At 73.7% G+C, this 18,784-nt stretch carries 14 protein-coding genes and 2 pseudogenes; 4 read left to right on the plus strand and 12 right to left on the minus strand.

What is annotated here, in order from left to right:
- The 9 genes and pseudogenes from IG99_RS10715 to IG99_RS10755 form a co-directional block, all read right to left on the minus strand.
- Positions 1–1,038, minus strand: coding sequence for a rod shape-determining protein (locus IG99_RS10715; RefSeq protein WP_037672147.1), 1,038 nt, complete (start codon positions 1,036–1,038; stop codon positions 1–3).
- 208 nt (positions 1,039–1,246) lie between these two features.
- Positions 1,247–4,573 (minus strand): SAV_2336 N-terminal domain-related protein, encoded by a 3,327-nt coding sequence (locus IG99_RS10720; protein WP_037672148.1) that lies wholly within the window; start codon positions 4,571–4,573, stop codon positions 1,247–1,249.
- Positions 4,563–5,600 (minus strand): AAA family ATPase, encoded by a 1,038-nt coding sequence (locus tag IG99_RS10725; RefSeq protein ID WP_037672150.1) that lies wholly within the window; start codon positions 5,598–5,600, stop codon positions 4,563–4,565. Before IG99_RS10725 ends, IG99_RS10720 begins: the two co-directional genes overlap by 11 nt.
- A gap of 90 nt (positions 5,601–5,690) precedes the next feature.
- Complete coding sequence (locus IG99_RS10730; protein WP_037672152.1) at positions 5,691–7,385, minus strand: VMAP-C domain-containing protein; 1,695 nt, start codon at positions 7,383–7,385, stop codon at positions 5,691–5,693.
- Positions 7,382–7,750: a CU044_2847 family protein gene (locus tag IG99_RS10735; protein ID WP_037672154.1), complete on the minus strand. Its 369-nt coding sequence runs from the start codon at positions 7,748–7,750 to the stop codon at positions 7,382–7,384. The genes IG99_RS10730 and IG99_RS10735 overlap by 4 nt, the downstream gene beginning before the upstream one ends.
- A 39-nt stretch (positions 7,751–7,789) precedes the next feature.
- Positions 7,790–8,503 (minus strand): annotated as a pseudogene (locus IG99_RS51965) (carboxyl transferase domain-containing protein); the annotation flags it as partial.
- Positions 8,504–9,031: 528 nt separating this feature from the next.
- A pseudogene (locus tag IG99_RS51970) lies at positions 9,032–9,778 on the minus strand (carboxyl transferase domain-containing protein); the annotation flags it as partial.
- Positions 9,775–11,220: an acyl-CoA synthetase gene (locus IG99_RS10750; RefSeq protein ID WP_037672156.1), complete on the minus strand. Its 1,446-nt coding sequence runs from the start codon at positions 11,218–11,220 to the stop codon at positions 9,775–9,777. The gene IG99_RS10750 and the pseudogene IG99_RS51970, both read right to left, overlap by 4 nt.
- Before the next feature lie 171 nt (positions 11,221–11,391).
- Complete coding sequence (locus tag IG99_RS10755) at positions 11,392–12,459, minus strand: MerR family transcriptional regulator (protein ID WP_037672158.1); 1,068 nt, start codon at positions 12,457–12,459, stop codon at positions 11,392–11,394.
- Between the two features lie 153 nt (positions 12,460–12,612).
- Here IG99_RS10755 and IG99_RS10760 point away from each other — a divergent pair, with 153 nt between their 5' ends.
- Both IG99_RS10760 and IG99_RS10765 read left to right on the plus strand, forming a co-directional pair.
- Positions 12,613–13,485, plus strand: a complete 873-nt coding sequence (locus IG99_RS10760; protein ID WP_037672160.1) for an ATP-grasp domain-containing protein — start codon at positions 12,613–12,615, stop codon at positions 13,483–13,485.
- 594 nt (positions 13,486–14,079) lie between these two features.
- Entirely contained in the window at positions 14,080–14,508 is a 429-nt protein-coding gene (locus IG99_RS10765; protein ID WP_037672161.1) for a hypothetical protein, read from the plus strand.
- 174 nt (positions 14,509–14,682) lie between these two features.
- Here IG99_RS10765 and IG99_RS10770 read toward each other — a convergent pair whose 3' ends face one another.
- Positions 14,683–15,249, minus strand: a complete 567-nt coding sequence (locus tag IG99_RS10770; protein WP_234311796.1) for a hypothetical protein — start codon at positions 15,247–15,249, stop codon at positions 14,683–14,685.
- A gap of 124 nt (positions 15,250–15,373) precedes the next feature.
- On the opposite strand from IG99_RS10770, the gene IG99_RS10775 reads away from it, so the two are divergent.
- On the plus strand, positions 15,374–16,147 hold the full coding sequence (locus IG99_RS10775) for an IclR family transcriptional regulator (RefSeq protein WP_037672162.1): 774 nt from the start codon (positions 15,374–15,376) through the stop codon (positions 16,145–16,147).
- Complete coding sequence (locus IG99_RS10780; RefSeq protein WP_037672163.1) at positions 16,144–16,989, plus strand: SMP-30/gluconolactonase/LRE family protein; 846 nt, start codon at positions 16,144–16,146, stop codon at positions 16,987–16,989. Before IG99_RS10775 ends, IG99_RS10780 begins: the two co-directional genes overlap by 4 nt.
- Before the next feature lie 21 nt (positions 16,990–17,010).
- On the opposite strand, the gene IG99_RS10785 is transcribed toward IG99_RS10780, so the two are convergent.
- Together IG99_RS10785 and IG99_RS10790 are read right to left on the minus strand one after the other, a co-directional pair.
- A complete protein-coding gene (locus IG99_RS10785) occupies positions 17,011–17,373 on the minus strand; it encodes a hypothetical protein (protein ID WP_158973170.1) in 363 nt (120 codons plus the stop codon).
- A 14-nt stretch (positions 17,374–17,387) separates the two neighbouring features.
- A complete protein-coding gene (locus IG99_RS10790) occupies positions 17,388–18,782 on the minus strand; it encodes an NAD(P)/FAD-dependent oxidoreductase (RefSeq protein ID WP_037672164.1) in 1,395 nt (464 codons plus the stop codon).
- Between the last annotated feature and the right edge of the window lie 2 nt (positions 18,783–18,784).

The raw sequence follows: 18,784 nt of genomic DNA on the forward strand, positions 1-18,784 counted from the left end.
TCAGCCGGCCAGAGGGTCCAGGGCCAGCGGCTGGATCTTGCCCTCCAGCATCGCGCCCAGGCCCATCGCCGCGCACACGTCGGGGCGTTCGGCGATGTGCACCGGCATGCCGGTGGCCTGCCGCAGCATCTGGTCGAGGCCGGGGAGCAGCGCGCTGCCGCCGACCATCATGATCCCGCGGTCGGCGAGGTCGGCCACCAGGTCGGGCGGGCAGTCCCGTAGCACCCTTCCGATGCCGTCGAGCACCGCCGTCAGCGGCGTCTCGATCGCGCCCCGAACGGCGGCGGTGTCCACCTGCACGGAACGGGCCAGGCCGGTCGCGACGTCCCGTCCGTGGATCTCCGTCGAGGCCGGGCCGTGCGGGGTGAGTCCGTTCCCGGATAGGGCCAGCTGGAGCGGACGTACCGACTGGCTGGGAAGCATCAGCTCGTGTTCGTGCCGCAGGTGCTGCACGATCGCGTGGTCCACGGCCTCGCCGCCGACGGGGACGCGTTCGGCGGTCACGATCGAGCCGAGGGACAGCACGGCCACCTGGGTGGCCGCGGCCCCGCACACCATGATCATGGTGGCCTCGGGCTGCTCCACGGGCAGCCCGCAGCCGACGGCGGCGGCGATCAGGGTGTCCACGAGTTCCACCCGGCGCGCGCCGAGCCCGACCAGCGTCTCGATCGCCGCCCGCTGGGCCAGCGGGTCGGCGTCGTGCGGGGTGCACGCCGCGGCCCGCAGGAACGGCTTGCGGCGCAGGGAACGGCGGACCTTGTCGCCGAGCAGATGGCGCAGCATGCGCTGAGCCATCTCGATGTCGACGACCGTCCCGCCCGAGACGGGGCGGGCCACGCGGATGTAGTGGGGGGTGCGGCCCGTCATCTTCTCCGCGAACTCCCCGACCGCGATCAGCGCGCCCGTGCGGGTGTTCACGGCGGCGGCGGACGGCTGGTCCACGACGAGCCCCGCCCCCTTCACATACACCCGCGTCCGCGCCGCACCCAGGTCGACGGCGAAGTGGCAGCGGCGCAGCTGCTCCAGACTGGCGCTCATTCCTGGTCCTCCCGAGTGCGCGGGCCGTGAGGGCCGCCCGGTGGCGGGCCTCGCGGACGTCGGACCGCCCGGCGGCGGGCCTCCCTCGCATGGTGCGCGGGACGGCGTGGGGGCCGCCTTCTGGAGGGGGCCGGGCGGGGCGCCGCTGAATGGGGGGTTTTGACGCGACCGTCGGACGGGTGGGGGGTTTCGTCGGCCGGGCACGTGTTCAGAGCGAGCGGGCGGCCCCCAGTACGGGGGCGAGGGAGGGCACGGTGATCTCGCAGCCGGCCTCGCGCAACCTCTGCTCCGCCGTGGGATTGCGGGCGAGGCCGACGAAACTCAGGCCGGCTTGCTGGGCGGCGGTCAGTTCGGCGACGGTCGAGCCGATCACGACGCCCGTGGGGTCGGGCCGGCCGGGGGAGCGCAGGGCACGCAGCAGACAGTCGGGGTGCGGCGTGAGCAGCCCGAGGTCCTCGCCGCGGCCGTGGACGCCGGCGAGAGGGAGGTTGTAGGGCTCCAGGTAGCGGTGGACGGCCTGCGGGCAGACGTCCGTGACGACGTGCACCGGGCGGCCCGAGTCGTGCAGGGCGCGCACCAGCGGCACGGAGTTGTGCGTGGTCGGCGCGTCGGGGACGGCCGCCAGTTCGAGCGCGTCGAGGCGCTCGCGCAGCAGCGGCCCGAGCCTGTCCCGCGCGAAGGCACGCAGCAGGTCCAGCGGATGCGTGAACATCTCCCGGCCCGCCGCGTGCACCCGGGGCAGGGAGCGGCCCGCGAGCGCGTCCTGCGGGGAGCGGTGCTCGGCGACGAGGGCCAGCAGGTCGAGTACGGCCTCGCGCGCGGTCTGCGCGGAGTACAGGCGGGTGACGGGACCGTCGAAGCCGAGCAGCACCGTCTCCGCGTCCGCGAGCACACCGGACAACGGGCGCCGCGGCGGCGCCGTGAGCCGCGGCTCGGGCAGCGGCGTGCCCTCCGGGGCGAGCTGCACCGCACACGCCACCGAGAGCCCCGGCACCGGCCATCCGTGCAGCCCCGAGTTCAGCGCCCGCTGGGCCGCGCCCGCCCGGCGCTGGGGATGGCGGCGGGTGACACGGGGCGCCGACTCCAGCACGTGCTCCAGCAGCCGCTCCGCCACACCCGTGGCCTCCGCGCGCACGAACGCGACCGGGTCCTCGACATGCCACGACAGCTCGACCGCGGCCACGAAGGCGCCCTTGCCGGAGCTCGGCAGGGACACCCGGTAGTGGGCCTGGTGCGTCGTCAGGTCGACCTCGTAGTACGTCGTCACCCGCGGCGGACGCCCCCCGTACGGCCGCGCCGGATCGAGCAGCGTCAGCGGACCGTCGGGCCGCGTGTGCACGATGGCCGTGCGGCCGGGGGCGGGGACACCGAGCTGACGGAGGTCGGGGGTGATGAAAGGCCCCTTCACGAGGTCCCGGCTCTCGGTGCCGGGCGGCGGCTGGGTCGGGGAGAGCGCGCAGTACCACGCGAGGGGTGGGGTGTCGGGGTCACTGCCCCGGTACAAGGGCATGAAGCGCTGGGCGCCCTGGGCGGCGGAGCTGCCGCCGAACTCCTCGTAGAGGCCCGGTGGGATGACGACCAGGAGGTCGGCCGGGACGCGCTCGTGGAGCTCCCGCGCCTCCGTCGGCGTGGCGGAGCCGTTCCAGAACGTCACCTTGAGACGGGGCGGGTCCGTGAGCCCGGTCATGGCCCCGGGGAGGTGGCGCAGGGCGGCTACGAGAACCGGCAGCAGGTAGGCGGCGGGTTCGGTGCGGACGGCATAGCCGTCGGGGCTCACCCGGACCTCGTACTGCTGGGAGGCCAGCGCCCCGCGCGAGAGCATCTCGTGCACCGCGTACTCGAGCGTGATGCGGGCCTCGGGCCGGCCGGTCAGGTCGTCGGCCTCGAAGAGGATCGTGGGACGCCCGTCGTCGTCGGGGCTGCCCGGTTCGTCGGACCCCTCCCCGCCCAGCCGCCGTACCGTCTCCTCGCTGACCGTCGCGAACGCGGCGCCGCCCTGAGCGCCCTCCTTGCCCCTCTCCGCCCGGAACTCACCCGCCGCGAGCCCCGCCCGGTCGTCGATCAGCGCGCCCACCTCCGCCAGGAACTCGCGGGTGCGGCCGCGGGCCGAGCGGGGGAGGGTGCGCAGGAGCAGGTCGCGCACGCCGGGGCGGAAGTCGTACGAGCCCGGCGGTCCGGGGGCGGTCGTCAGCATGCCGCTGAGGATCACCTCGGCGAGGTGCTGCGGGCGCGGTTCGCGGTCCACCGTGCGCTGCACCAGACGCATCACCGGCACGGAGGGCACGGCCAGCGCGAGGTGGCCGGCGAGCCGGAACGCCTCGGGGGACGCGGTCGCGCGGAAGCGCAGGACCAGGTCCTCCGGGCCGGCGGTGGTGACGGCGGGGGCCGGTTCGGCTGGCACGGCGGGGGCCACCGGCAGCCACGCCACCGCGCCCGGCATCCGCCGGCCGCCCGGATCCGCCAACAGCGCGGCCCAGTTGGCCAGCCAGCGGGCGCCCACCTCCAGGACGGGCAGGGGCACGGCGTACGGGGGCGGGGGCGGGGTGTCCGGGTCGTACGGCGTGAAGGCGAGGGCGGCGGAGGGCGCCGCCGCGGCCGCGGGCGTGAGCAGGCCGGGCTCGGCGGGCAGGGCCGTCGTCGGCCACAGGTGCTCCGGCAGCGGCTGGAGCACGGCCACGGGCATGCGGTCCGCCCAGTGGCGCAGGGTGGCGTACCAGAGCTCGCCCGCCGGGCCGGGGCGCCACTGCGGGCCCATGCAGTCGCTGACGAGGAGGGTGACGGTACGGCCGTCGTCGGAGGCGGGGACGTGCCGGGCCCGGCCGTCGGGGCCCGCGGGGTGCAGGGTGACCGTACGGAAGATGCCCGACTGGGCGAGGACGGTGTGCAGTTCGCGGACCAGGGGGCGCCACACCGGCATGGTGGGGCCCGTGTCGTGCACGAGGTTGAGGCGCAGCCAGCGGTCGGGCGCCGGGCGCAGCACGGGCAGCCAGACATCGGGGTGGGCGCCGAGGCGGGCGATGCGGTCGGCCGTCGCCTTCTCGTCCAGCACCCGCGCGCGCGGCGCGGGCACCTTCCGCTTCAGCGGCCGCAGCGCCCGCTGCAACGCCAGTGGATGCGGCAGCATCGGCGGCGCCGGCGCGAGCAGCGAGGGCCCGCCGCCGTTCCCCTCCGACCGCTGCCCGGGCACGGGCAGGTGGAGCGGGACACGACCGTCGGGGTGCGGGGCCGTGTCGGGGGGTTCGGGGCGGGGTGTCTCGACGTCGACGGGGGCGTCGTCGCTGCCGGAGACGCCGTCGTCCAAGCTCGCGACCTCCGCGGTGCCGTCGCCCGTGGAGTCGTCGTCGCCCGATGATGCGGCGGACCCGTCCTCACCGGAGACCTCCTCCGGCCCCACCTGCTGTGCGAGCCACAGCACTTCCGCGATCTCCAGCGGCGTCGGGCCCCCTGCCGGGCCCGCGTCACCTCCCGAAGCGGCAGCGCGCAGCACGGACGCCAGCCACGCGACGGACGCCCCGTCACGACCCTCAGAAGCCATCGCCGTCCGCCGTGGTGTTCAGGTACGGCATGAGCTGTTCGGCGAGTTCGTCGAGGGAGGTGGTGTCGAGGCCGGCGACGCCGGTCAGGTAGATGGCGTTGAGGAGCTGGTCGGTGGCGAGTTCGCCCGTGCCGGCGCGTTCCAGGAAGCGGGTGATGAGGTGATCGGCGTGGCCCTCCGGCGTGCCGAGGTGGGCGCGGACGATCTCGGTGAGCTGGTCGCGGTCGGGGCGGCGCAGCCGGAGCCGGACGCAGCGGCGCAGGAACGCGGGCGGGAACTCGCGTTCGCCGTTGCTGGTGAGGACGACGAAGGGGAAGGCACGGCAGCGCACCCGGCCGCGGCTGATCGGCACGGGCATGTCGGTGCCGTCGGCCAGGACCTCCGCCGTGCCGCCACCGCCACCGGTGGTGTGGCGGGCCGCGCGGACCAGCTCAGGGATCTCGTACTGGCCCTCCTCCAGCACGTTCAGCAGGTCGTTGGGCAGGTCGAGGTCGCTCTTGTCGATCTCGTCGACGAGGAGGGCGCGGGGCCGGTCGTAGGGGAGCAGGGCGGTGCCGAGGGGGCCGAGACGCAGATGGTCCTCGACGCCTTCGCCGGCCGTGGGCCGTCCGTCGTACCGGGCCGCCGCCTGCCGGGCCGCGTAGAGGCGGGACAGCGGGTCGTACTGGTAGAGGCCGTCGGCGAGGGTGCTGCGGCTGGTGATGTTCCAGCGCAGGACCGGGCCGAGGCGCAGCTCTCGTGCCACCGCGTACGCCAGGGACGACTTGCCGGTGCCGGGCGGGCCGGTGACGAGGAGGGGGCGGCGCAGGCAGAGCGCGGCGTTGACCAGCTGGACGCTCTCCGGGGTGGCGACGTACGTCCTGGCGCGGTGCGTCCGGTCCGGGGAGATCGCCGCCTCGTCGTCGGTGTCGCGGGGCGGGGGCACGACGGGCTCGCCGTCGAAGGCGCGCCACGGGGGCGGGGCGGGCAGCCGTTCGATGCCGTCGTGCGGCTCGTTCTTCCCGGTGTAGACGGACCAGTGGGGCATGGGTGGTCTCCGGTCTCCGTACTTTCTCGCATCTCGGCGGGGCCAAGGGCGTCTTGGCGGCTGGTGGCGCCGTCTCGGCGGCGCGCGTGGTCAGGCCACGGGCGACTGGGCGTGGGCGGACGCGGTGGCGTGCGGGTCGGTGAAGACGCGCGGGTCGTCCCACAGCAGCTGGATGTCCCGGGCCCAGTGGCCGTCCTCCGCGTCGGCCTCCTCCCGCAACGCGAGGATGTGCCGGGGCAGCTCGGCGGGCGGCACCTCGGAGAGGCAGGCGTCCAGTTCGTCCAGGAACGCCTTGCCGGTGCAGTCGTCGGCGCCCCCGCAGCCCTCCTCGCCGGAGAGACAGCCGGTGCGCGACCACACGATCACCGGCGCCGGCGCGGTGAGCGAGGTGTCGAAGTGGGGGCGCGTCCGGGCCGCCGCCGGGGCGGTGGCGAAGCCCGCGAGACAGGCGTCCGGCTTGCGCAGCCGCACCCGCAGCCTGCCCGGCTGCTCGGCGCTGCCGCAGTCGACGCGATGCAGCCGGGCACCGGGGAAGGAGTCCAGCCGGTTCCAGGCCCGGGTCAGGACGTGCCGGGTGCTGGCCTTGCGCCGGGCGTGGTCGGTGACGACGAGCGGGTACACACAGCCCAGCGGGGTGTCGTCGTCGGGTGCGCTCTCCCAGCGGTCGACCGGCCAGTCCAGCCAGTCGCGGGGCAGCGCGAACGCGATCAACTCGTCCGCGCCGGGCGTCAGATACCGGAACGCGGCCTCGATACGGTCCTGGACGTACGCACGCAGCCGCCCCTGCGGAACGGTGTCCGAGTCGACCGGGTGTCTGCGTCCCTGGCTGTACGCCGACACCTCGACGCGCACCAGACCGTCACCGGCACCGCTGTGCTTGAGCTCGACGAGGATCGGCGCCCAGTCCGGCGCGGGCGTCTCCGGCTCCCGGGTCACCAGCAGTGACTCCAACCGGTCGGTGAGCCGGGCCAGCGTCTCCGCGGCGTCCGGTCCGTCGAGTTCGCACAGCACGAACAGCGCCGCCGACCACAGCGAGTCGAACCCCTCCTCGGGAGGATCGGGATCGAACGGGCCGGCCGCGGCCGTGTAGAGCCGCACCGGATCGCAGTCCACGCCCGCGCGCACCGCCCGCTCGACCAGCGCGCGCAGCCGGGTCCGGTCGGCGGTGCGATGGTCGGAGGTGGGAACCAGGCCCTTGAGGTCGGGCCAGTACTGGGCCATCACCTGCGTCGGCATCATCCGCCCGTTGCGCACACCCCGGGCACCGGCCGCCGCCGTGACCATGCCGACGACCTCACCGGTGTCGACCAGGGTGACCGCCGCGCCGCTGAACCCGGGGGCGAGCGGCTGCCCGTCCGGCTGCCAGGCCTCCAGCTGGAGCCACTCCCGGCTGATCAACTGCGGTGCGGTGACGCGGTACTCGGCGAGGGTGCCCTCGTCGAAGCCGGTCGGGAAGCCGTACACGACGAGCTTGCGGGGCGCCGCGCCGTGGGCCGCGTCCGCGGGGGCCAGCGCGGCCGGGGCGATCGCGACCTCCCGCTCCAGCTCCAGGACGGCCAGGTCGCCGAGGTCGACAGGACCTCCGGCCCAGCCGCCGTCGGCGACCACCTTGGCCGGTACGGAAGGCAGGTCCGGGCGCTCGGTGAACGTCACCGTCAGCCCGTCCCGGGCGCCGTCCCGCACGACATGGGCGCACGTCAGCACCTTGCCCGGGGTCACCAGGAAACCCGCCCCGGCCACCTTGCCCCCGCACTCGATCCGGGCGTGCCACTCGGCGCTGTTCATGCGGACGGGCCGGCCTCCGGGGTGGACGGGGGCGCGGCCGGCGGCTGCTGCCCGGACGGGGACCAGGTCAGCCGGACGACGAGGTGGCCCTCCGCGGTGCCTTTGGCAATGATCGCGCCCGTCTCGGCGGCCAGCTTCACCCCGAACTCGATCTCGACGCCGTCGGGTCGCAGCGAGCCGTCCCGGAAGACCCGCAGTGCCGACTCGGCCGCCGCGCGCACGCCGTCCAGGGCGCCCTCGAAGGTGCGTGCCGCCTGGACCGTACCGTCACCTCGGGCGACCAGACGGGAGCCGTACTGCTCCTCGACGGCCTCGACGGCGATCACGGCACCGTCGCCCGTCTTGAACTCCACCACACCTTCCATGGGTCCCCCGTCGTGCGGCTGCAGTGTGCACCTTCATTGTTACGGAAGGTACTCGAGGTTGTCCCCGTTTCCCCGACCGATAACCGCTCCGGTCGGCATCACGATTCCCCTGACCATGCCCAGCTCGACCAAGTCCTGTGGTGTGAGCCGAAGTTGACCGGCTGTCGGCTCCACCTCCTCCGGGCCGCGCTTCAGGATCGCGGCCGCGAGCTCCGGTGCGATCACCGAGAAGTAACTGTCGGGCGTGGCCCAGGTGTTGCCGGGGGCGGCCAGTGCGAGGGCGCCGCCGGAGCCGCCCTCGCCGATCACCAGCGTGGTGACCGGCGTCCGCGCGGCGGCCACCGCGCCGAACAGGTCCGCGATCGCCGCACCGGCCCCCTGCCGCTCCGCCTCCGCGTCGTTGGCCGCGCCCGGTGTGTCCACCAGCGTGAGCACCGGAATCCCGAGCCGGTCGGCGAGCCGGATCAGCCGGGCGGCCGTGCGGTAGCCCGCCGGGCGCGTCGCCGCCCCGGTCTGCGCCGCGTACGCCACGGTCCGCCCAGAGTGCTCACCGAAACCGCACAGCATGCCCTCGGGGTCACAGCCCCCGCAGCGGTCACCTGAGAGGGCCACACGATGGGAGAAGTAGGCGTCCAAGTACCGCTCGGCACGGGGCCGTTCCGCATCCCGGGCACGCTGGACGGCGTCCCAGCCGGAGCGGGGCAAATCCCTGGCACCCAGAGCCTGGGGGAGCGGAGCGGGCTCGGGGCCGGGCGGGGTGACGGTCGGTCCGGGCGTCGGTGGGGTCTCGGTCGGTCCGGGCGTCGGCGGGGTCTCGGTCGGTCCGGGCGTCGGTGGGGTCTCGCTGGGTCCGGGCGTCAGTGGGTTCGCGGTCGCGCCGGACATCGGTGGGGTCTCGGTCGGGCCGGGCGTCGGTGGGGTCTCGCTGGGTCCGGGCGTCGGTGGGGTCTCGCTGGGTCCGGGCGTCGGCGGGTTCACGGTCGGGCCGGGCGTCAGTGGGTTCGCGGTCGCGCCGGACATCGGCGGGGTCTCGGTCGGTCCGGACGCCGGCGGGTTCATGGTCGGTCCGGGCGTCGGTGGGGTCTCGGTCGGTCCGGGCGTCGGTGGGGTCTCGCTGGGTCCGGGCGTCGGCGGGGTCTCGCTGGGTCCGGGCGTCAGTGGGTTCGCGGTCGCGCCGGACATCGGTGGGGTCTCGGTCGGTCCGGGCGTCGGCGGGTTCATGGTCCGGCCGGGCGTCGGTGGGGTCTCGCTGGGGTCGGGCGTCGGTGGGGTCTCGGTCGGTCCGGACGCCGGCGGAGTCGCGGTCGCGCCGGACACCGGCGGGGGCTCGTGCGGTGGTCCGGTTCCTGTCGTCGGCCTCGTCGTCAGCAGGCGCAGCCACCGCCCCAGCACCCCCCGCAGCTCCTTCGGGCGGACGACCGTGTCCGCCGAGCCCGCTGCCACCTGGGACTCCGCCGTGTACGCGGTCGGATCGGCGGCCGGAGGGCGGACGCGGGAGCCGGCGAAGCCGACCTGGGCGGCGGGGAGGGCGAGGATGACGTCGGCGCCCGCACCCAGGGTGGCCCAGCCGCCGCCCGTCGTCGGGTCCCGCAGGACCGCGACCTGGGGCAGCCCGGCCTCCCGGGTGAGCGCCGACTGCCGGGCCACGCGCTGGAGTTGGGTGAGGGCGAGCATGCCCTCCTGCATCCGGCTGCCGCCCGTGGCCACCAGCGGGACGACCGGGAGCCGGTGGGTGCGGGCGTGGGTGTAAGCCGCCTCCAGCCGGTCGCCGGTGCGCTCGCCCAACGAGCCGCCCAGGAAGCCGAACTCGAACGCGATCAGCACCGCCCGCACGCCCTCGACGCTCGCGGTGCCGCAGACGACGGACTCCTCCTCGCCGGTGCGCTCGGCGGCCCGGGCGCGGGCGGCGTCGTATCCCTGCCAGCCGAGCGGGCCGTCGGGCCCGGACAGCCGCTCGGGGTACGGGAGTTCCTCGAAGCGGTCGGCGACCAGGGCGATCGCCTCGCGCGCCGTCAGGCGGACGCTCATGACCCCAGCGCCCGCTTCATGATCTTCCCCATGTCGTTGCGCGGGAGCGCGTCCAGGTACCGGACCACGCGCGGCCGCTTGTGCGGTGCCAGCCGGCCCGCCACATGCGCGGCCAACTCCTCGGCGTCCGGCGGCGACTGCGGATCCGCCGGGACGATCCAGGCGACGATCCGCTCACCCAGATCCGCGTCCGGCTCCCCGGTGACGGCGGCCTCCCGCACCCCCGCGTGTTCGAGGAGCGCGTTCTCGATCTCCCCGGCCCCGATCTTGTAACCGCCGCTCTTGATCAGATCGGTGGCCTTGCGGCCGACGATCCGCACATAGCCGTCCGGATCGCGCACCGCCATGTCACCGGTGCGGAACCAGCCGTCCGCGGTGAAGGCACCTGCGGTGGCGTCCGGCCGGTTGAGGTACTCGGTGAACAGGTTGGGCCCGCGCACCTGGATCTCGCCGACCGTCTCACCGTCGTACGACGCCACCGCCGATCCGTCCTCCTCCACCAGCCGCAGCTCCACGCCCGGCAACGGAACGCCGACCGTGCCCGCACGTGCCTCCCCGTCGGCGCGCACGCTGGTGTTCATCAGCGTCTCCGTCATGCCGTACCGCTCGATCACCCGTCGCCCGGTCGCGGCCGCGATCCGCTCGTGGTCGTGCACGGGCAGCGCGGCGGAGCCGGAGACCAGCAGCCGGGCCCCGGAGAGCGCCTTGACCAGCTCGGGCTCGGCGGTCAGGGACTCCGCGACGCGGTGGTACATCGTCGGCACCCCGAACAGCATGGTCGCGCCCTCGTTCAGCTCCCGGGCCACGCCCTCCGTGGTGAACCGGCCCAGGTGCCGCACGGATCCGCCACGCCGCAGCGGGCCCAGGATGCCGAGCACCAGCCCGTGCACGTGGAACAGCGGCAGCCCGTGCACCAGCACGTCCTCACCGGTCCACTGCCAGGCGTCGGCGAGCGCGTCCAGGGTCGTGGCGACGGCACGGCGCGGGATCACGGCACCCTTGGGCGGGCCGGTGGTCCCGGAGGTGTACACGATGAGGGCGGGGTCCTCGTCCCCGGCCGACGGCTCCGGCAGGGGTGCCCCGGTGCCGTGCACGTCGATGTCGACGCGGGCCAAGTCCCGTACCGGCGTCGGAAGTTCCACACCCGGCTCGGCCAGCACCACGCTCGGCGCGCTGTCGGACAGGATGTGCCCGAGCTCCTTCTCCCCGGACTTCGGGTTGAGCGGCACGGCGGCCACACCCGCCTCCAGCGCGGCCACCACCGCGACGGCGGTCTCCAGGGTCGGCGTCGCCCACACGGCGACCCGGCCGCCGCCCGCGATCCGGCCGGCCAGTGCGCCGGCCGCGGCGGCGAGTTCCGTGTACGTCAGGGACCGGGCACCGAACCGCAGGGCGACCCGCCCCGTCGAACCGCCCGTGAGGGCCGGGAAAAGAGAGGACACGCGTCTTGCTCCCAACTGTCACTGCCTGTCGTTGTCCGCCGCCGCCTGTTGTCGAGGGGCGACCGCCTGCGGGGTACTACCCGAAGCCGGGGACGACCATCACCAGCCACGCCCCCGAGGGCACCACCACCACGATCCCTCCGTACACCAACGGCTGCCGGAAGAGAAACGTCAGGCGCCCGCCGCCTCCACCAGGTCCGCCACCACACAGCTGACGTTGTCCGGCCCGCCGGCGTCGTTCGCGGCGCCGATCAGGGACCGTACCGCCTGGTCCGGGTCCGGGGACGCCGTGAGGAGGTCGCGGATGCGGTCGTCGGGGACGACGGCGGACAGGCCGTCGGAGCACAGCAGGTACCGGTCACCGGGATGGGCGTCGTGCAGGCGCAGGTCGGGGCCGGCGGCGGCGCCGCCCGTCAGCGCCTTCAGCAGCAGGGCGGGCTGGGGGTGGCTGGTGGCCTCCTCCGGCGTCAGTCGGCCCTCGTCGAGCAGCGACTGCACCACCGTGTGGTCGTGCGTGATCCGGAACAGCTCACCACCGCGCACCAGGTACGCGCGTGAGTCGCCGATGTGGACGAGAGCCAGCCGGGAGCCCGTCCACAGCAGCGCGGTCAGCGTGGTGCCGACCTCCTCGGTGCCCTCCGCGATGTCGTGGACCGCCTCGGTCGCGCCGCGCACGGCGTCCTCCAGCAGGTTCAGCACACTGCCCGCCGCCACCTCCTCGGTCTCCAGGAACTTCAGCGCCTCCACGGCGGCGCTGCTCGCGGGCCCGCCCGCCGTGCCGAAGCCGTCCGCGACGGCGAGCAGCCGGGCGCCCGCGTACGCCGTGTCCTGGTTGGCGGGCCGTACCCGGCCCCGGTCGGAGTGGGCGGAGTAACGGAGTTCCAGCATGGTGGTGTCCTTCCTCGGTGTGGCCGTCAGATGGTCGACGAGGAACGCGGCGAGGTCCCGCCGTGCCGCCGTGTCCGCCTCGACCCGCGCCCAGTGGGCGCGGATCTCGCGGCCGGCGGCCGCCGGGTCGTGGGCGTGCAGCTCGCACACCTCGCGGATCCGGGCCAGCGGCATGCCGAGCCGTCGCAGCCAGGCCACCAGTCGGGCGCGCTCCAGTTGAGCGAGCGCGTAGTAGCGGTAGCCGGTGTCCGGATCGACCCGTGCGGGCGGCAGCAGCCCCAGCTCGTCGTAGAGCCGCAGCGCCTTGGGCGACAGTCGGCACGCCTTGGCGAAGGCTCCGATGGTCAGCATGTCCCCGCCCCTCTCCCGTTCCGCCACCGATGCTGTGGCTTCACCGAAGGGGAAGGTCAAGCGGGCTGTTCCGGTTGCGGAGCCGGTTGCTAGCCTGCGAGCCGATCAACCGCTCGTATGCCTGCCTCATGCCTTACGGAGAGGGAGCCCGCCGTGCCCCGCATCGCACTCGTCACCTGCCGTCCCGGCCCCGAGGTCAGCGTCGACCGGGACCTGCCGGTGCTGGTGGGGGCGCTGCGGGAGGCCGGAGCCGAGGCGAGCGCGGTGTTCTGGGACGACCCGGACGCCGACTGGTCCTCCTTCGACCTCGCCGTGATCCGCTCGACCTGGGACTACAGCTGGCGTGCCGACGAGTTCACCGCCTGGGCGGCGAAGTGCGGTGAGTCGACCCGCCTCGCGAACCCGGTCGACGTGATCCGCTGGAACACCGACAAGCGCTACCTCGGCGACCTCGCTGCGGCCGGCGTGCCCACCGTCTCGACCCGCTACCTCGCCCCCGGTGAGACGGCCGGCCTCCCCGACGACCACGAGTACGTCATCAAGCCGACCTCCGGCGCCGGCGCCCGCTTCGCCGCCCGCTACACCCCCGACGAGCACGACACGGCCGTACGGCAGCTCGCGCGCATGCACGCCGAGGGCTTTACCGCGATGATCCAGCCGTACGTGCGGAACATCGACGTCAGCGGCGAGCGAGCCCTGCAGTTCTTCGGTGGCCGCCTCCTGCACGCCAGCCGCAAGGGCGCGGTCCTGTCGCCCGGCACCCCCTACGACGAGCGCAAGGTCGCCCACCCCGGCCTCGAACCGTGGCAGCCCACCCCCGCCGAACTTGCCGTCGCCGAACACGCCCTCTCCGCCATGCCCGGCGCCCCTGACCTCCTCTACGCCCGCGTCGACCTCGTCGACGGCGAGGACGGCGAACCCCGCGTGATGGAGCTGGAACTGGTCGAGCCGAACCTGTTCCTGTCCCTGCACACGGAGTCGGTGGCGCGGGTGGTCGAAGCGGTCCTGGCCGCAGCCGCCCCCTGAAAACGCTGCTCGGGGTGCCGCCGCGATGGCAGCACCCCGAGCGCATCAGCGTTGCCATGGGCAAGCCGATGTCATTTGCCTCGTATCAAGCGAATCGCGACGGCTGTCGCCGTTCCCACGACGGCTCCTGACAGCGCCCAGGGAACGCTGGGGTGACCGCCGTTGAGCCGGTAGCCGATGAACGCGGCGAGAAGTGTGACAGCAAACGCGAGGATGAATCCGAACTGTCTGGTTCTCAATGTGCACCCGTCGATGGTCTGGATGGTGGGGTTGGGGGGGTGGGGCCACCCGGGGCGCTGCCGTGACGGCAGCACCGCGAGCGGCCCCTGACAGGTCGAACTTCCCGGCCTAGTGGAAGTGGAAGGACAGTGCGAATTGGTGCGGGACGCGCGCCGGATGGGACTGTAACGCGCGGGTACCGGGCCGTAGAGCGAGCCGTAGTACTCCATGGTCATCTGGTACCGCTCCTGGTAACCGCAGATGGGCAGGATCGTGGGTTCTGGTTCGGAGCGGCCTGGTCCTGACGGGGCGGGGGCGGCGGGCGCCGTCCTGGTGGACGTGTTTGGCGTTGACGCGAGCGGTAACGCGAAGTCCATGACTCAATCGAACAGCGGCACGAATCAGGATTCCGCGACGAAGCGAAGTGCGCCTGCCAAGGCCCGGCAGGCCACGGCGAAGGCGGCTGCTCCCGCGTCGAAGGCCGCGGACAAGGCAGCTGAGAAGTCCGCCGGCGTGGCGTCGGCAACGCGGGACAAGGCGGAGCGTGCGGCGGGGGCGGGCAGCGCCGTCGCGCACAGGGCGGCCGAGGGTGTCCAGGCCGGCCGCAAGGCCGTCGTCGCCGCCTCGGGACAGGCCGTGGCGTCCGCCAGGACGGCATGGACGGTGATCGCCCACCGAAAGCTCCTCGCCGCGGGTGTGGGTGCGGGCCTGTCCGCTCTGGGTGCCACGTCGTACCTGGCGGGTCGCCGTGCGGGGCGCCGCACGCTCGGGCCGCTCACCCGTCTGGCCGGCGGGCGGATCTGAGGCGCGAGGCGAGCCCCGCCGTCACGCGTGGCGGGGCCGCCGAGTGACCGCCCTCAGCAAGCGGGAGCGCGGTCCCCGGGCGGGCGGGTGGCGTCGCCCGGAGCCGCCGGCCAGGGCATCGACGACGACGCCGGCACCGAGCCCGCATCAGCCGCTGCAAACGACGCGTACTGACTAGCCGCTGACCGCGGTCCGCTGGAGCAGCCCGTACGTGAACTCCGCGGCCACCTCGTGGGGGGTTCCCCGGGCGTCCGGCGCGGTGAAGGCGAGGCCCCAGCGGGTGGGGGCGGTGCCCTGGAGCGGGCGGGCGGGGGCGAAGGCGCGGGCCGCCTCGTCGACCGTGCAGGACCAGGGGGTGAGGTCGTCGAGAGTCCGCAAGGCCGGCGGTTCGGCTCCGGGGGCGCGGACCAGCCACTCGTTCCAGACCACGCCGTTCGGGGCGAGCAGGACCTCGAAGCGGAGATCGGGCCAGAGCGGGAGGGGCCAGAACCAGGCCTCGCAGTCCAGGTCGCCGATGCGGCGGGAGGCCGTGGACTCGGGGGCACCGAGAACCGAACGGTACCGGGACGCGGCGCCGCGGGTGCGGGGCGAGCGGACCATCGCCTGCCAGCGCTTGTTCGCCTCACGCATCTCGGCGATCGAGACGCTCAGCTCATGACGGGCGTCCTCCACCAGGCCGGGGTTGTGGTCGGCCATGCGGCGCAGCAGGACCAGCTGGAAGTCGAGGGGGGTGAGCGGCATGACACCCATCGTGGCCCAACCCTTCACGGCCATTGCCCGTTCCACCCTCTATGACTAGCCTGTGTTCGTCATGCCGATCGCCAGTTGAAATCTCGAACGTGGCCAACAAGGGAGGGGGACGGTCGTGGGACGCCTCGTACCAGCCGTGACCCGGGCTCTCGATATTCTCGAGCTTTTCCTCGACGGGGACGGGACGCTCTCCGCCCCCGACATCGTGCGCAGGCTCCAGCTGCCGCGCACCACCGTGCACGAGCTGGTCACCACGCTCGCCGCCCGGCAGTACATCGTGCCCGTGCAGGGCCAGCCCGGACGCTACCGGCTCGGCGTGCGCCCGTACCAGCTCGGCAGCCGTTACGCCGAGCAGCTCGACCTCGCGGCCGAGGGCCAGCAGGTCGCCCGCACCGTCGCCGAGACCTGCGACGAGACGGTACACGTGGCGATCCTGGAGGGCACGGACGTCATCTACATCGCCAAGGTCGACTCCACGCACGCGGTGCGCATGGTGTCGGCCGCGGGCCGGCGCCTGCCCGCCCACTGCACCTCCGTCGGCAAGATGCTGCTGGCCTCCCTCTCCGAGCCGGAACTCGCCTCGCGCTACCCGGACAACGCCGACCTGGTCGCCATGACCCCCAACAGCATCACCGAGCCGGACGCTCTGCGGGAGGCCCTGGCGGCGATCCGGCAGCGGGGCATCGCGGTGGAGAACCGCGAATCCAACCCGGACATCTCGTGCGTGGCCGCCCCGGTCCGGGACCGCACCGGGCAGGTCGTCGCCGCGCTCTCCATCTCCATCCCGATGATCCGCTGGAGCGACGACCGCCGGGGCGAGCTGGAGCAGCTCGCCGTCAAGGGCGCCGCCGACCTGTCCGAGCGCCTGGGCTACCGGAGCGTGGCATGAGTGACGCATACGAGGTGGCCGTCCGCGCGGAGGCGACGCTCGGCGAGGGCCCGACCTGGGACGCCGCGGTCGGCCGCCTGATATGGATCGACATACTCGGCTCCCGCATCCACACCTTCGACCCCGCCACCGGCCGGCGCACGGTCCGCACGACCGAGCAGCACATCGGCGCCGTCAAGCCCAGGGCCGGCGGGGGACTCGTCCTCAACCTGCGGGACGGCATCGGCCTCCTGGACCCCGACGACACGTTCCGCTGGCTCCACCACGAGCCCGTTCCCGGCCGCCGCGCCAACGACGCCGCCGTCGCCCCCGACGGCTCCCTCTGGGCCGGCACCATGCGCTACGACGAGGCCCCGGGCGGCGGCACCCTCTCCCGTGTCACGGGCGACGGCACGGTCGAGGTGGTCCTCGACGACGTGGCGGTCAGCAACGGCACGGGCTGGAGCCCCGACGGCCGCCTCATGTACTACATCGACTCCCCGACCCGGCGCGTCGACGTCTTCGACTTCACCGACGGACGTGCCGTGAACCGACGGCCCCTCGTTGAGATCGAGGAGGGCGCCGGTTTCCCCGACGGCCTGACCGTCGACGCCGACGGCTGCGTATGGGTGGCCCTGTGGGAGGGCGCCGCGGTGCGCCGCTACACCCCGGCGGGCACGCTGGACCGCGTGATCGAACTCCCGGCCCCCCGGGTGACGGCCTGCGCGTTCGGCGGCGCGGACCTGTCCGACCTCTACATCACGACCGCTCGGGTAGGCCTGGCCACCCCTTCACCGCTGTCGGGTTCCCTGCTGGTGGTGCCGGGCGCGGGGAAGGGCTTGGCTCTGCCCGAATTCACGTAGAGCGCGTCCGTGGTTGCGGACCTACTTGGGCAACTCGTCGCTCCACGCCTGGCATTCGCCGTGGATGTCCTGAATGTCGCAATGCCGCATGCGCAGGTCGTCGTCCTTTTCCCGGTCCTGGAATTCGATGACGACCTTGTCTCCCTCGCTTCGACAGACGCCGATCTGCCGTTCGAAGTCGATCCCCATCTCGATGGGAAGGGCGAGACTGGCGATCACGTACTTGTGCTTCAGGCCCGGGTATTTCGCGAATACCTTCGCGACCTCGTCGAGGAAGGCGGTGTCTTCTTTGGGCTTGGTCTTCACGATGTCCCCGCTTTCTGGCGCGCTGCGCCAGTACAGTCCCCTGTTTTCAAGCACAGCACCCGGGGTGAACCCCAGCAAGTCGAAGCGGACACCTACGGCGTGCGGTCCAGTGCCCGCAAGACGTCTCGCTCCCCTTCCGTCAACGGAGGCCCCTCCAGCGCCGGCAGCAATGGTCCGTTCAGTACCGCCAGCAGCGTCCCCGGGCGGAACAGCCGCTCCGGTCCCGCTGTCAGGCTGGTGATGTCCCAGAGGGCGGCGGCCGCTTCGTAGGACCCGGTCGCCGCCCGCGTCAGGCGACGCGAGTACCGGGTGACCAGCCGGTCCGCGACGCTCGGCCGCCCGCCCCGCGTCCGCGGGTACCAGACGTCCTGCCCCACGGCCATCGCCCAGGCCGCCTCGACGGACCGCGCCACCCCCCGCTGCACCCGCCGCGCCAGCCCGTCGGCCCCCAGCCCGCCTCGCCGTATCTCGTCGTCCAGCACCCGCGCCCCCAGCGCGGCCACCGCCATCCCCTGCCCGTACGCCGGATTGAAGGTGGCCACCGCGTCCCCGAGCGCCACGAACCCCTCCGGCCACTCCCGCGCCTTCTCCAGATACCGCCGGGAGTTGCTGGTACTGCGGCTGATGTGCACGTCGGTCAACGGCTGCGCGCCGGAGACGAGCCGTCCCACGATGGGGTCGGGCAGATCGAGGGCGTAGCGGAGGAAGCCGTCCGGGTCGGCGGGCGGCTCCCCGCCCCGGGTTCCGGCGAGGCTCACCATCCACCGGCCGCCCTCGATCGGCAGGATCATCCCGCTGCGTCCCGGACGCCCCGCGTACGGGTCGGCCTGAAGTACCGTCAGGGGAAAGCGCTCGGCGCCCTCGGGCGTCCGGTACACGCGAGTGGCGTTGACGAGCCCGGAGTCGACGGTCCGCTCCTTCACGCCGGTCACCCCCAGGCCGCCCAGCCAGTGCGTCACACGGGAGCCGCGTCCACTGGCGTCGACGACGAAGTCCGCCTCAAGTGACGTATCCCCGTCAGCACTTGAGACGCGTACACCGTCAACCCGACCGGCGTCACCGGTGAGTTCGACAACCGTCGCCCTGCGCACCTCGACCTTGGTGTGCGTCAGCACCGCGTCCCGCACGGCCCAGTCCAGCAACGCCCTGCTGCACGCGAACATGCGGGGACTCTCGTGCCGCCACCGCCGGAACCAGCCCTCGGGCGTCAGCGCCAGCATGCCCGAGCCGAGGGACAGCTCGTGCGCGCCCGCGTCGAGCAGATGCCGGCGCATGTCCACGCCGGGCACCAGGCCCTCCATGGCGGCCAGGCCCCCGGCCATCAGCAGGTGGGCGTGGCGCCCCTGCGGAAGACCCTTGCGGTGTTCGGGTTTGTCGGGCAGGTCGTCGCGGTCCAGGACGATCACCTCGTCCGTGGCGCCGGACAGCGCGGCCGCGGCCAGCATGCCGGCCAGGCCGGCACCGATGACTACAGCTCTCCGCGTCATGG

Source organism: Streptomyces griseus subsp. griseus, assembly GCF_000720255.1.
In the GTDB taxonomy this organism is placed as follows: Bacteria; Actinomycetota; Actinomycetes; order Streptomycetales; family Streptomycetaceae; genus Streptomyces; species Streptomyces griseus_I.

Coding starts and splice junctions, on each gene's coding strand:
- IG99_RS10715 (WP_037672147.1), bottom strand. CDS start 1,038: ATGAGCGCCAGTCTGGAGCAGCTGCGCCGCTGCCACTTCGCCGTCGAC.
- IG99_RS10720 (WP_037672148.1), bottom strand. CDS start 4,573: ATGGCTTCTGAGGGTCGTGACGGGGCGTCCGTCGCGTGGCTGGCGTCC.
- IG99_RS10725 (WP_037672150.1), bottom strand. CDS start 5,600: ATGCCCCACTGGTCCGTCTACACCGGGAAGAACGAGCCGCACGACGGC.
- IG99_RS10730 (WP_037672152.1), bottom strand. CDS start 7,385: ATGAACAGCGCCGAGTGGCACGCCCGGATCGAGTGCGGGGGCAAGGTG.
- IG99_RS10735 (WP_037672154.1), bottom strand. CDS start 7,750: ATGGAAGGTGTGGTGGAGTTCAAGACGGGCGACGGTGCCGTGATCGCC.
- IG99_RS10755 (WP_037672158.1), bottom strand. CDS start 12,459: ATGCTGACCATCGGAGCCTTCGCCAAGGCGTGCCGACTGTCGCCCAAG.
- IG99_RS10765 (WP_037672161.1), top strand. CDS start 14,080: ATGACTCAATCGAACAGCGGCACGAATCAGGATTCCGCGACGAAGCGA.
- IG99_RS10770 (WP_234311796.1), bottom strand. CDS start 15,249: ATGCCGCTCACCCCCCTCGACTTCCAGCTGGTCCTGCTGCGCCGCATG.
- IG99_RS10780 (WP_037672163.1), top strand. CDS start 16,144: ATGAGTGACGCATACGAGGTGGCCGTCCGCGCGGAGGCGACGCTCGGC.
- IG99_RS10790 (WP_037672164.1), bottom strand. CDS start 18,782: ATGACGCGGAGAGCTGTAGTCATCGGTGCCGGCCTGGCCGGCATGCTG.